At 62.7% G+C, this 12891-nt stretch carries 10 protein-coding genes; 4 read left to right on the top strand and 6 right to left on the bottom strand.

Features of this window, described 5'->3' with window-relative positions; genetic code table 11:
- Nucleotides 1–754: 754 nt before the first annotated feature.
- From AC1DIN_RS25805 to AC1DIN_RS25795, 3 genes are all read left to right on the top strand, one after another.
- Entirely contained in the window at nt 755–1624 is an 870-nt protein-coding gene (locus AC1DIN_RS25805; RefSeq protein ID WP_476811805.1) for a hypothetical protein, read from the top strand.
- 1055 nt (nt 1625–2679) lie between these two features.
- Nucleotides 2680–2865, top strand: a complete 186-nt coding sequence (locus AC1DIN_RS25800) for a hypothetical protein (protein WP_476811804.1) — start codon at nt 2680–2682, stop codon at nt 2863–2865.
- An 829-nt stretch (nt 2866–3694) separates the two neighbouring features.
- Nucleotides 3695–5791, top strand: coding sequence for a catalase (locus AC1DIN_RS25795; protein WP_476811803.1), 2097 nt, complete (start codon nt 3695–3697; stop codon nt 5789–5791).
- A gap of 30 nt (nt 5792–5821) precedes the next feature.
- Here AC1DIN_RS25795 and AC1DIN_RS25790 read toward each other — a convergent pair whose 3' ends face one another.
- The 6 genes from AC1DIN_RS25790 to AC1DIN_RS25765 form a co-directional block, all read right to left on the bottom strand.
- Nucleotides 5822–6325, bottom strand: a complete 504-nt coding sequence (locus tag AC1DIN_RS25790; RefSeq protein ID WP_476811802.1) for a hypothetical protein — start codon at nt 6323–6325, stop codon at nt 5822–5824.
- Nucleotides 6326–6333: 8 nt separating this feature from the next.
- Nucleotides 6334–6822: an MmgE/PrpD family protein gene (locus AC1DIN_RS25785; RefSeq protein WP_476811801.1), complete on the bottom strand. Its 489-nt coding sequence runs from the start codon at nt 6820–6822 to the stop codon at nt 6334–6336.
- 21 nt (nt 6823–6843) lie between these two features.
- Nucleotides 6844–7905 carry a methyltransferase gene (locus AC1DIN_RS25780; RefSeq protein WP_476811800.1) on the bottom strand — a complete coding sequence of 354 codons (1062 nt, stop codon included), beginning with the start codon at nt 7903–7905 and terminating at the stop codon, nt 6844–6846.
- Nucleotides 7906–8331: 426 nt separating this feature from the next.
- Nucleotides 8332–9768 carry an NAD(P)/FAD-dependent oxidoreductase gene (locus AC1DIN_RS25775; RefSeq protein ID WP_476811799.1) on the bottom strand — a complete coding sequence of 479 codons (1437 nt, stop codon included), beginning with the start codon at nt 9766–9768 and terminating at the stop codon, nt 8332–8334.
- Between the two features lie 82 nt (nt 9769–9850).
- Entirely contained in the window at nt 9851–10195 is a 345-nt protein-coding gene (locus AC1DIN_RS25770; RefSeq protein WP_441473668.1) for a RidA family protein, read from the bottom strand.
- Between the two features lie 57 nt (nt 10196–10252).
- Nucleotides 10253–10870 carry a cupin domain-containing protein gene (locus AC1DIN_RS25765; RefSeq protein WP_441473669.1) on the bottom strand — a complete coding sequence of 206 codons (618 nt, stop codon included), beginning with the start codon at nt 10868–10870 and terminating at the stop codon, nt 10253–10255.
- Between the two features lie 302 nt (nt 10871–11172).
- Here AC1DIN_RS25765 and AC1DIN_RS25760 point away from each other — a divergent pair, with 302 nt between their 5' ends.
- Entirely contained in the window at nt 11173–12849 is a 1677-nt protein-coding gene (locus AC1DIN_RS25760) for a peptide ABC transporter substrate-binding protein (RefSeq protein WP_476811798.1), read from the top strand.
- The last annotated feature ends 42 nt before the right edge of the window (nt 12850–12891 follow it).

Genomic DNA, 12891 nt, shown 5'->3' with positions numbered 1-12891 from the left:
CCGTGTCAGCGGCGCCGACCCGGAATCCATCGAAGGACGTAGCGCTCTACGATGGGTCCCGGGTCTAGCCCGGGATGACTATGCGTTTTCGCATCAAGTCAGCAGGCCCTAGCCGGCACCAACAAGGTTACGCCGCGCGCCTTCGAGCGAGGCGAGGCTATAAGGCTTGCGCAGCGTTGCAGCCTCCGCGACGCCCAGGAAGCGCGAGGTCGTCCATCCGGCAGCGTCGCGACGACATCGATGAAGGAGCCGCTGCTCCTATAGATTCGATAGGTTTTCGCGGAAGCCGGGGCCGCTGCGCAGATTAGTCGGTGTCTTGTCCCGCGAATAGGCTCAGAGCCAGCAGAGGGCGACACCCTTTTGCTTCCCGCCGGGTGCCTTCCTCACGGCAGAAGCGATTTCATGGATTTCCAGCCAGCGGCTCGCCCTCTGGCGCTCCTCAGCGACGGTCGGGAGGATCGTCTGAACAGCATGGGCACGGCGATCAGATAACGCTCCACCCCCCGATCTCGATGAGAGACTGGTAGCCTAGCGATGCCCCATCGTCAATAGCGCACAGGGCGACAGGTTGCTGGCACGACCAGAAAGTATCCAGAAGTAAGCAGTTCAGGAACCTATCCGCAGTGCCAGCCGTTTCGCCCTCACTTTCGCTCACGAGCAGGAGGGGCTCATGGACAGCATCATTTATCTCGTCGGTCTCGTGGTGGTCATCATGGCCATCCTGTCGTTCCTCGGTCTTCGATAGGAAAGCGCCATGTCCATGTCTGGAACGGACGTCGTCGTCGCCCCCGTGACCGTCAACAAGGAGAACCGCTCCTATGTGCAATGGGGTCCGATCCTCGGTGGCGCGGTCATCGCGACTGCCATCTCGACCATCATGACGGTCTTCGGATCCGCGATTGGCCTGTCGATGGTCTCCGTCGATTTCGAAAAGAGCTCCAGTGCCACGGCGCTGGCGATTGCAGGCGCTTTGTGGGCGCTCTGGGTCATGGCTTCGGCCACGATGGCTGGCGGCTATCTCGCAGGGCGAATGCGCCAGCCGAACTTTGATGCCAATGGCGAGGAGCGCAAGGTGCGCGATGCGACCCATGGTCTACTCGTCTGGGCGACCGGTGCGCTTCTGATCACCGTGGTCGCGACCTCATCGCTGTTCGGCGCGGCGAAGACGGCGGCCAGCGGCGTCGCCAGCGCCAGCTCCGGGCTGGCATCGCTGGTCTCGCAGAATGTCGATCCGCTCGCGATGACGCTCGACAACGTCATGCGCGCCAACGGTCAGCAGCCGCCGACGGCCCAGGAACGTGACGAAGCCTCGCGGATTTTCGTCAGCGCGCTCAAGAACGACAAGATCGAACAGAGCGACCGGGATTATCTCGCATCGCGGCTCGCCGCGCGATCCGGCATCAGTGAGCAGGATGCGCAGAAGCGCATCGACGATGCCTATGCCCGGCTCTCGCAGGCCAGAGAAACCGCCAAGCAGGCGGCGGAGCGGGCGCGCAAGATTGCGGTCCTCACGGCTTTTCTCACGGCGGCTGCGCTCCTGGTGGGGGCTGCCGCCGCGGCCTGGGCGGCGACGCTCGGCGGAGAGCATCGCGACGAGAACCTACGGGTCGATCCAACGCTCTGATTGATTGCGCCTGCGTAGCCCGGCTCCGCTTGGAGCCGGGCGTTTTTGCGGTCCACGGAAACGATTGGATCGCGGCAGCGTTGCTCCGGCAACAAAGGGTATGCACCGATCGACCGTAATTGCGAGCGAAATGGCGGACCAATGAGCACAACGACGCGCTCGCGCCCGCTCCCTCCATCGCCTCACTTCGTCATCCAGAAGCAAGACCCAACGCTTCTCTATTACAATCGGCCCCGTCAGCGGAGCTCGCGGGGTCTCTCATGACGGTGCGCGCATGGGGCAACCTCTCCAGGCTGGGCTCCGTGCCATTGTCATCGCCATATCGCCGGCAGATCTTGCGCGCGCCCAGGCGGCCTTCGATGGGGCATGGACGCGGGTCAAATGAGATCGTGAACGCGAGCGAAGGCGACTTCTTACATTGTGGCATCTTGCCGGCCTGCTCCACCGTTCCGAGAGAGTTTGCAACGGCGTGCGCCAGCGATGGCGGCGCCTTTGAATTCCATTGCGTTGCGCATCCGCCGATGTCCTCGATGTCATCGAGAGATCGCCACGGCCTTTGAGCGAAAGTTGCGCGGCTCGAAGCGCAAGGCTGTCACGATCATCTTCGGCATGGCCGCTTCTCCCAAGAAGATTTTTTAACCCTCGCCCGCCTGGCTCGTTCCTGACCCCAAGCAACTTCCGCACTTCTTCACCGAACGGCACAGTTCGACCGACACAAAGCCGACCCGGGCCGACCATCGCAGAGCATCCGGCGTCTGGCCGGCCAAAAGTGATAAGCCCGCCGCTTGGGGAAGCGACGGGCCTCTGACTTCAGTCAGGACTACGTGGTTCCGGCGTCGCCGGGAAACTGGCTTTGCCCTCCTCTCGGTTGCGACCGGCGGCAACGCATCCAACTGGAGAGCATTCAGGCATCTCGTGATGCCGCGCTGACAACGAGATGCGCGCCCTGCTTGTTCCCAGCAACGCCGTACAAAACCGTTTTCGATGGAGGGGAACGGCAGACCCGCTCTCGGCGTTCCTCCTCCGCTGCGCATAGGCAACATGTGGAGGCTAAAATGGCGCAAGAGAAGAGTCCGGCGGTCGAAAGCCTCAAGCAAGAGCAAAAAACTCAACGACAAGAAGAGCGCGAAATGACGCCTGACCAGAAATTGGAACGGGCGCTCAAAGATACATTTCCCGCAAGCGACCCTGTGGCCGAGCAAGTACCCGTCACGCCAGGGGCGGCAGAGAAACAGAAATGATCAGAGCCGCATTCTCGGGCCTGGCCGGAGCCTGGATCGCACGGAACGTCGAAAGGGGTGACATCCCTGAGAAACTCGCTGTCCGGCTAACGCTGCTGGCCACGTGCATTCCGACTCCCGTTCTCCTGGCAGGAGCCATCGGTTATGGATTCCACCGCTGGAACCAAGATGTTCGTGCCCGTGAGGCGAAGAATGTAACTCCACCGCCGCCACCTAGGGCGTCGGCCGGGAGCAGGAAATCTGGGCCTGGTCGGACGCGGCAGAAGCCAAACAGTGCTCAACCGCTCGCGAGCCGAGGATTGTCTAATGCTTAAGCGGCTCCCCAAATTTCGATGCTGACGCTAGGAGGTCAACAAGCGATCCGGCTCCGGGAAACGATACCGGCCAGTTCCGCGAGCACGTCTTCGACATCAAATCCGCCGCCCGCCGCCTCGTTGGCCAGATACAGCCTCAGGGGTCTGACAATCACCCAGCTCCGCATCGGACCCTTTCGATGTCCCGCAGTTTGTCGACCGGAACTTGCAACGCGATTGGGTCGGAGAGAACTACCTTGCGCCAGTTCGAGGATGGTTCGACTTCGGCATCGAAGCCGCCGCTGAGGCATTCTCGACGAAGCCAGGCATCAGTCGAACAGTAAGGCCCCTACCAGCGGACGCTGGAACTCAGAACCGTTCCACTTCGTTCTGTGAGCACTCCGCGAGTGCGGAGATATCGACACTCCCTCGTCACCGAACCGATCCAGCTGCGCCTCGAGCCGCTCGACACGATCGCGACATCGGCGGCACGCGGATCGGCGGCTGACGCGTCAGCACATCAAGGAGAAAGATCCATGGCCCGCTCTCCCCGCCACGACACCTCCAATTCCAATGCCACGATCGGCAATGGCGGCGAACTGCACCAGACAGCCTCTGCGCCCGACACGCGGATCACCACCAATCACGGTGTCCCCGTTAGCGACAACCAGAATTCGTTGAGGGCAGGCAATCGCGGACCGACGCTGCTCGAAGACTTCGTTCTGCGCGAGAAGATCCAGCATTTCGATCACGAGAGAATTCCGGAGCGCATTGTCCATGCGCGCGGTTCGGCCGCCCACGGCTTTTTTGAACTGACGGAGTCCCTCGGCGAATTCACCCGCGCGAAGGTGCTGACCGAGATCGGGGTCAGGACTGAGGTCTTCACGCGCTTCTCGACTGTCGCCGGTGGCGCTGGCTCCGTCGACACGCCCCGCGACGTGCGCGGCTTCGCGGTGAAATTCTACACCAAAGAAGGTAATTGGGACCTCGTCGGCAACAACATTCCCGTCTTCTTTATCCAGGACGCGATCAAGTTTCCCGACCTGATCCATGCCGTGAAGATGGAGGCCGATCGCGGCTATCCGCAGGCAGCCAGCGCGCACGACACCTTCTGGGACTTCGTCGGCCTGATGCCAGAGTCGACCCATATGATCATGTGGGCGATGTCCGACCGCGCTATCCCGCGCTCGCTGCGGATGATTGAGGGCTTCGGCGTCAACACCTTCCGCCTGCTCAACGACAAGGACGAGCCGACCTTCGTCAAGTTCCACTGGCGCCCCAAGCTCGGCACGCAGTCGACCTGCTGGGACGAGGCGGTGAAGATCGCCGGCGTCGATCCCGACTACCATCGCCGCGATCTGCATGAAGCTATCGCCAAGGGCGATTTCCCGGAATGGGAATTCGGCGTGCAACTCCTCAGCCAGGACGAAGCTGACGCGCTGCCCTTCGACATTCTCGACGCGACCAAGGTGATCCCCGAGGAGTTGGTTCCGATCCGCATGATCGGCCGCATGGTATTGAACCGCAACCCGGACAATTTCTTCGCCGAGACCGAGCAGGCGGCGTTCATGCCGACCAACATGCCGCCCGGGATCGACGTCTCGGAGGACCCGCTTCTTCAGGGGCGCCTGTTCTCCTATCAGGACACGCAGCTCTCCCGGCTCGGGACCGTGAACTTCCACCAGATCCCAATCAATCGGGCCAAGGGCTGCCCCTTCCAGAATCTCCAACGTGACGGACATATGCAGACTCAGGTCTTTACCGGCCGGGCGAATTACGAGCCCAACAGCCTCAGCGAGGCAGGCGAGGCTGGCGGTCCGCGTGAGGATCCGGTCGGTGGGTTCCGGACGGCTGCAATTCCGCTGGAAGAGCACAAAGTGCGACTGCGCGCGGAGAGCTTCGCGGATCATTACAGCCACGCACGATTGTTTTTTCGCTCGCAGAGCGAGATCGAGCAGGCTCATCTCGCCAGCGCTCTCGTTTTCGAGCTGTCGAAAGTCACGCTGGAGCATGTCCGCAACCGCGTGATGTCGAACCTCATCAATGTCGACGAGAGCTTGGCGCAGCGCGTGGCGGACGGGCTCGCCATGCCCTTGCCGAAGGCTTCCAAGCCGACGGTAGCGCCGGTCGACATGGAGCCGTCGCCGGCGCTCCGGATCGTCGGCAAGTACCCCGAGACACTGAAGGGCCGGGCTGTCGGCATATTGGTCTCGGATGGGGCGGACGGATCCCTGATCGCCGCCGTCAAGGCCGCCGTCGAAGGCGATGGCGGAGCCGTCAAGTTCGTCGCGCCGAAGATCGGCGGCGTGAAACTTAAGGACGGGAAAATGCTCAAGGCCGATGGTCAGCTCGCTGGCTCGCCGTCCGTGCTCTTCGACGCCGTCGCCATCATTCTCTCCGAGGCCGGCTGCGCCGCATTGATGAACGAAAGTGCGGCGATCGATTTCGCCAAGGACGCCTACGGGCATCTCAAGGCGATCGGATACAGTGGCGAGGCTAAGCCGCTTCTCGACAAGGCCGGAGTGGAGCCGGATGACGGCATCGTCGCGCTCGACAAGGGCGCCAAAGCGCTCCTGCCGCGGGCGCGCACGCGGCAATGGGCTCGCGAGCCGAATGTCCGCATGTTGGCGTGACGAGTGGGACGCGGCAGCCGAGCGAACGATTCAGCGGAGCGTGCTGAAGACGCGCTCGGCGAGTAGGCGGGAATGTTCCATCTGGCGTGCCACCCAAGTCTCGAACTCTGATAGAAAGTCAGCCGAAATCGTGACGCCGCGACCTCCACGGTCGACGCTGAAATAGCCGCGTCGTTCCGCGCTCGCGAGGATATTGCCGACGTGCTGTCGTGAGACTCGAAATCGCTCGGCCAGCCCGCCATAGGAGAGAGGCGCCGGCGCAGCGACGCCGGCGAGCGCGGCATAGTGCGCAGCAAGAACGGCCGACAGCACAGGGTAGCCGCAATCGTACCCCGTGAACTCGACGACGCTGGAAAAGGGAGCGAAGTAGAGGTCCTCCTGCAGAAACATCTCGTAGGATGCCTCCAGCCAATCGCCCATCCCGCCAGCGTCCAAGCGAAACGTCGCAGCCATTGGCGACGCAGCCGGATCCAAGTGCTCGGAGGCTTCAAGAAAAGCCAAGGGTGAGCGGCCGATTTCCTGAAGCAGCGCCATCGAAGGGCTCAGCCGCAAAGCTCGACGGTCTTCCGGGAGCTGGCTCGCGACGACGTAACCGCCCAGCTGGAGGGTGCCGACCAGTTCCGCAATCTGCCGAGCGCTGGCTGGCGCGATTGCACCTGCGCGGCCTTGGCCGGCGTCGGACGGATAGCTTCTCCCAACCGCAATGCCATTTCATAACCGGCTGTTAAGGCCGTTACGACCTCGCGCCCGGATAGCCCGAGTTCTTGCGCGACGGCCAAGGCACCGGGGATAATTGCTGTGCCGAGATGTCCCAAGTGAACATGAGAGTCGTCGAAGCTCAGAAGACAGGCTGCGTATGAATTCGCATAGCCGGCATGGGAGGCCGGAAGCGATATGTCGTCGCCAGGAACGTTTGCGCCGCCTCGACCGCTGATCTCCGGCAAATGCTCGAGAAGCAGCCGAATCGGTTTCAGCCGTGCGCCCGCAATCGCGCAGCCGATATTATCCAGAATCAGCAGCTTCAGGCGCACACTAATCAATCACATCCCTGATTACGCCTCCTGCATCGCTTCGAGGACGCTCACATCGGAACTGGTGGGGATCGCCCGCGTCAGGCGGAAGCCGGCCTTGGCGAGGAGCTGGCGGTATTCCTCCTCGGTTCGCTCCTGGCCGCCGGGCAGCACCAGCATCACCATGTCGAGCACCTTGCCGGGATGGGGCGTGTCGCCGGCGGGCAGCACCATCTCCACGAGCAGCAGCCGCCCGTCGGGCTGCATGGCCTTGCGGACATGGCCGAGGATGGTGAGGCAATGCTTCTCGCTCCAGTCGTGGATGACGTGGGACAGCACATAAGCGTCGCCGCCGGCGGGAACCATCTCGAAGAAGTCGCCTGCCTCGATCGCCACGCGCGCTTGCACGCGCCGTTCCGCCAGCAAGGCCGGCGCGTCGGCCACCACATGGGGCCGGTCGAACAGGATGCCGCGCGGCCCATCGTGCCGCGCCAGGATCGCCGCAAGCAGGTTGCCGGTGGCGCCTCCTACGTCGACGACGGTGCGGAAGGCCGAAAAGTCGTAGGCCTCCGCGACAGCAGGCGGCTCCCGGCCGTGGAAGCCGATCATCGTCTCGCTGAACAGCGAGGCCTCGTCCGGATGCCGGCCGAGATAGTCGAAGACCGGCGCGCCCTGCGCCTTCTCGAACGCCGTCCTGCCGGTCTGCAGCGAATAGACGATTTCGTCGAAGGCCCCCGCGAACCAGGGGCTGCCGACGGTGAGGATGGCGGCCCGCGCCGAACCGGGCGCGCCCGTCTTCAGCGCCTCCCCCAGCTCCGTCAGGGCAAAGCGCTGGCCGACCTGCTCTGCGAACATGCCAAGGCTGGCGAGGCAGCGCAGGAAGCGATGGAGCGAGGGCGCATGGAGCCCCAGCGGGCCGGCCAGGTCCTCGGCACTGCGAGGGCCGGTGGCCAAGTGGTCGGCCAGGTCGAGCTTCGCCGCTGCGTAGACCAGGCGCGAAACCCAAGCGGCCGTCGCCATCTGGATCAGGGTGACATGCGGGGGAAGCTCCCGCGGTGCCGCCGGCGGCGCAAGGGGCGAAGCGGCGTGGGGAGTGTCGTCCATGGTACTCTCCCGAGAGACCGACAACCGACTGCTACCGCAACCCTAGATATCACGACCGGCCAACCCCGGCACGACATTGATGAGGTTCAATCATGTCTTCGGGGAGGAAGTCGGGTTCGCGTTCTGCCGCGGCTCCAGCGCGACGGGAACTACGGGGCGCGCACCATGGGCGGCCTTGAGGATGAAGTTGTGATCGCGGCATCTGGCCTGCGGATGTCGGCTTGCGGGTGGTCAGTCAAGGTCGGCTTCTGGCGCGTCGCTGTCTTCGCGCTAGCCGGAAATAGACTGGGATATCTACCCTCCGGCCTGCGCGTCACGATGTGACTCGGACTGGCAGGCGCGAACTCGCGCTCAGATGCTGGCGGGAGCTAACCGCCAGCTCCAACCCTTGTTTCGTACCACCCTGCGAACATAAGCGGATGTCAGTCAGCGCGTTCCGATTCTCAAGCCAAAGGCCTTTGGGATCCCCGCTGCGCCCCGCATGAAGAGACCGGCACGCTCGCTTTTCTCCTCCGCCTCCTCGCATCCAATAATGCCCCATCGCACTAGCCTGCCGCCGACCGCGCGGAAGGGTTCCGGTGGCAACTTCGGTACATCGCGTGTGCAAAGCGGCAACGTCGACCATTCATCCTTCACGCCCAGAACGAGCGATGCCAGGCACTGTCCTCCCATATAGGTCGGGTTGACGCCGTGGCCTGAGTAGCCGGCTCCGTAATGGACGCGTGTCCCGGCTACAGTGCGGAAGAAGGGGAGCCGGTCGGATGAAACGTCGATGCCGCCGCCCCAAATCTTTTCAACGGGGACATCAGCCAAACCAGGCAGGAGCCTGCGCAGCCCTTTCTCGGCCCTCGCCGCCGAGGCGCGGTCGGTGGTCAATGCCGGGTTTTTTGTGTTTCCCCCAAAGCTGATTGGGCCGGAACCAGACCCCATGAGGATGCGGCCGTCCACTGTCTTGCGGAAATAGTGGACGAACATGCGCAGGTCCGCGAGGCCCTGGTCGCGGATCCAGCCCATCGCAGCCAGCTTGTCGGGTGCGGGGGCCGTCATCAGCGCATAAGACGAAAACACGCTGACATGCGGGCTGACTTCGGGACGTTTCGCCAATTCGATGTTCGTGGCGAGGACGACCTCACGGGCGATGATTTCGCCGGCCGGCGTTGAGATCTGGTTCGGCGAGCCGGCGGCAAGCCCCGTCATCGGGGAATTCTCGTAAACAGCGACGCCCGCCTCAATAGCAGCTTTGCGGAGTGCCCGCGCCAAACGAGCCGGATGCACATTCGCGCCTTCGGGCAGATACAGGCCGCCGCGGAACACCGGCGAGCGACAATAGTCGGCGACCTGCTCGGGCGTCAGCGCCTGCGCGGTGTCCGGCACGCCGAGGCGCTTTGCGGTTTCGACGTAAAGCTGGATCTTAGCATCCTGAGCGGGTGCTGCCGAAACGCGGACATTGCCGGACTCGCGCCACCAGACGTCCCGCCCGGGGGCCGTCGCGAAAGCCCGAATGGCGTCTTGAGCGCGTGTGCCTGCCCTCGCTACGGCGAGTGCGCCATCCGCACCAATGTTAGCAGCCATACCAGCGAGCGAGGCCCAATATCCGTGGACCTTGCCGCCATTTTTGCCGCTCGCGCCGGAGCCGCATAGCGAGGCTTCGACGAGGGCGATCGAGAGCTGAGGCGCGCGCTCGCGCAAAGCTAGAGCTGTCCAGAGCCCGGTGAATCCTCCGCCGACGATCGCGACGTCGACAGTGATCTGGCCGGAGAGCGAAGGAGAGGGGTTTTCGCCGGCCTCGGCGCGAAGCGCATCGCTGAACCACCAGGAAGGATCACCGGGGCAAACCGATGGATAAACGGATGGCTGCGACATGGCTGTGCACCGGGCTGGCGAGGTGAAACGAAACGGAAGATCGATGCCCTCCGCCGCGCAGGAGGGCGGAGGGCTATCGGGCTCAGACCAGCGCCTGAACCTGGATCTCGACGAGGATGTCGTCGGCAGCCAACTTCGACTCCACCGTGGCGCGAGCCGGGGGCTGCTTGGGGTCGACCCAGGCTTCCCAGGCCTGGTTCATTTCGTTGAAGGTGCTCACGTCCTTCAGCCAGATGTTCCCGACAACAATGCGCGTTTTGTCGGTGCCGGCCATCGCCAGGTAATTGTCGATCTGGGCGAGGATGTCTGCGGTCTGCTCCTTGACGCCGCCGCTGCGGTCCTTGGCGGTCAGGCCGGACAGGAAAGCGAACCCGTTCGCAACCAGCACCTTGCTGAGGCGGCCGGTGACTTCGTGACGCGTAATCATGATTCCTCGTGACAGTTTAGAAGAATGGGCAGCCTCACGCGGCCCGACGCTATCGCCCTAGAGGTGCGATTCCCGGATGTTGATGATCCAGATCAGCCTAGCCTCACCGTCAGAGCGGTTGGTGAGGTAATGCGGGATCGTGCTTGGAAACTGGAAGCTGTCGCCTTCCGCGAGCTGAAAGACCTCTTCTCCCACCGTCAGATCAACATTGCCCGACGTCACGTAGCCCGCCTTGTCGCCCGGCCCAGTAAGCACATCCATGCTTTGGGCACCTGGCGGCACGGTGAGGATCATGAAGCGGAGCTGATTGTTGTCGCGGGGAGAAAGCAGCTCTTTGGTGAAATGGCTGCCGCCAACAACGATCTTGGGTCGCTCGCCAGGGCGTCGAACGTATGGGTTCTCGCGCGGAGCTTCCGCCTCGCTCTCTAGGAAAGACCACAGCGTCACACCGAGCGCAGCGCGCAGCTTCTGCAGGGTGCTGATCGAGGGGTTTGTCGCGCCGCGCTCGATCTGGCTGATGCTGCCGGCCGACACTCCAGCCTTCGCCGCCATCTCAAGAATGGTCATGCCGCGCTCGGTGCGCAGAGCGCGAAGGCGTCGGCCGATCCTTTGATTCTCCAACTGCTCTTCGGTCTCGGGTTCGAGGCTTTCGGCAGTCTGAGTGGTGTCCGACATGGGGGCTCGCGGCTGTGTAAGTTCAGTGAACGATATGATGAGGAGTGAACGGATGCAACCATTATACTGAAAATATGATGTTTGGCGGAGAAAGATATTTAATATCAGATAGTTAAAAGGTTTTTACGCCCGATCGAACGACGTTCGAGCCCAAATTCAGCTTGACGGCAGCCGGTTATGATGAAAATTTTCGGCCAAAGTGAACCAAGCGTGCGGCAACTCTCGCTAATAGTTTCAATATTCTGATGTTTGATCAATGGCCGAAAGCGGCCGCGGGGCGCTTGGGAAGGGGAGATACAAACATGACGAGTAACCGCGCCGGATGGCCGTTCGACCTCAATCGCCGTGATCTATTCGGGCTCGGTGCGGGGGCTCTGGCCGCCGCCACAAGCTTCGGCGCTCATGCTCAGTCTGCAGGCAAGCCCAATCCGCCGCCTCCCGCCAAGCCAAAAGGCGTGGTCGTCGTTGGTCTTTCTCAAGAGCCGGTCGCGTTCAATCCGCTGATGCCTGGCGTTGAAGTCGACGAGGTCGTCTGGACGAGCGTCTTCAACTCGCTGTGGGTCGCGGAGCCCGATGGCAGCCTGAAGCCCGACCTCGCGGTCGAGGTCCCCAGCGAAGCCAATGGCGGCATCGCGGAGGGCGGCCTCTCCTGGACAGTGAAGCTGCGCAACGACGTCAAATGGCATGATGGCACGCCGTTTACGGCGGAAGACGTCAAGTACTCGCTGGAACTGATCAACACTGCCGGCTTCAAGGCACGCACACGAGTCGGCCACGCCTTCGTCAAAGACATCGTAGTCAAGGGACCGCACGAGATCAGCTGGCGGATGGAGAAGGCCTATGCGCCCTATCTGGCGATGCTGGCCAACACGCACATCGTGCCGAAGCATATTCTTGGTAGGGCGGGGGACCCGAACACGGCGCCGTTCAACAACGCTCCCGTTGGAACAGGCCCTTTCCGCTGGGGTACACGTCAGCCGGGCGACAACATCACGCTCGTCGCGAATGAGAACTATCACGGCGACGGCCCCTATCTCGAAAAGGCCGTCCTCAAATACGTGCCGGACATGACGGCGCTGTACGCCCAATTCCGCACTGGGCAAGTCGACCTCGTCATCATCTCGGGCATTCCCGCCAATTTCTATCAGGAAGCGATCAAGCTGCCGGGTCGAAAGGTTGCGGTTGCGCCGAGCGGCAACCTCGAGATCATCATGCCGAACCTCGGCAACAAGGCCTTCGCCGACAAAGCGGTGCGTCACGCGCTCTACGCGGCGATGGATAAGCAGGCCATCATCGACGCGATCTATTACGGCGTTCCGAAACCGACCGAGTCCTTCGCGCCGCGGGAATCCTGGGCGTTCAATCCCAACCTGCCGGCTCAGAAGCGTGACTTGGATCGGGCCAACAAGCTGCTCGACGATGCCGGCTGGAAGCGCTCGAGTTCAGGCGTCCGCATCAAGAACGGCACTCCGCTAGAATTCGCGGTCTCGACCACGACCGGCAACCAGCTGCGCGAGCAGTGCCAGCAGCTGCTGCAACAGGACTGGCAGCAGATCGGCGCGAAGATGACGATCAACAATATGCCGGCGGCCGTTATCTGGGGCGAGTTCTACGTTCGCTCGAAATTCGAGTCCCTGCTGGTCGGGACCACTTTCCGCACGGGCGTCGATCCCGATCCGGCCTCACGCTTCGCCTCCGATGCGATCCCGGTGAAGGGCGGCAGCGGGGGCAACTACATGCAGTGGGAAAACTCGGAGGCAGACGCCCTGATGAAACAGGGCCAGGAAATCTTCGACCGGGAAAAGCGCAAGGCGATCTATTTCAAGCTGCAGGAGATTGTCCGCGAGGAGCTGCCGATCCTTCCGATTTTCCAGTACGCCCCGATCGAAGGCGTCAAGGAAGGGCTCGTCGGATACCGCCCCAACATCAACCAGCGCCAGAATGCCTGGAACATGGGCAGCTGGTACTGGGCGAAGTAAGCCGGTCCGACGTGACTTCATGAAGAAGATCGGGAGAGCGAT

It is taken from the genome of Allobosea sp. 05T438, assembly GCF_056396025.1.
This window is presented reverse-complemented; position numbering and strand designations above follow the sequence as displayed.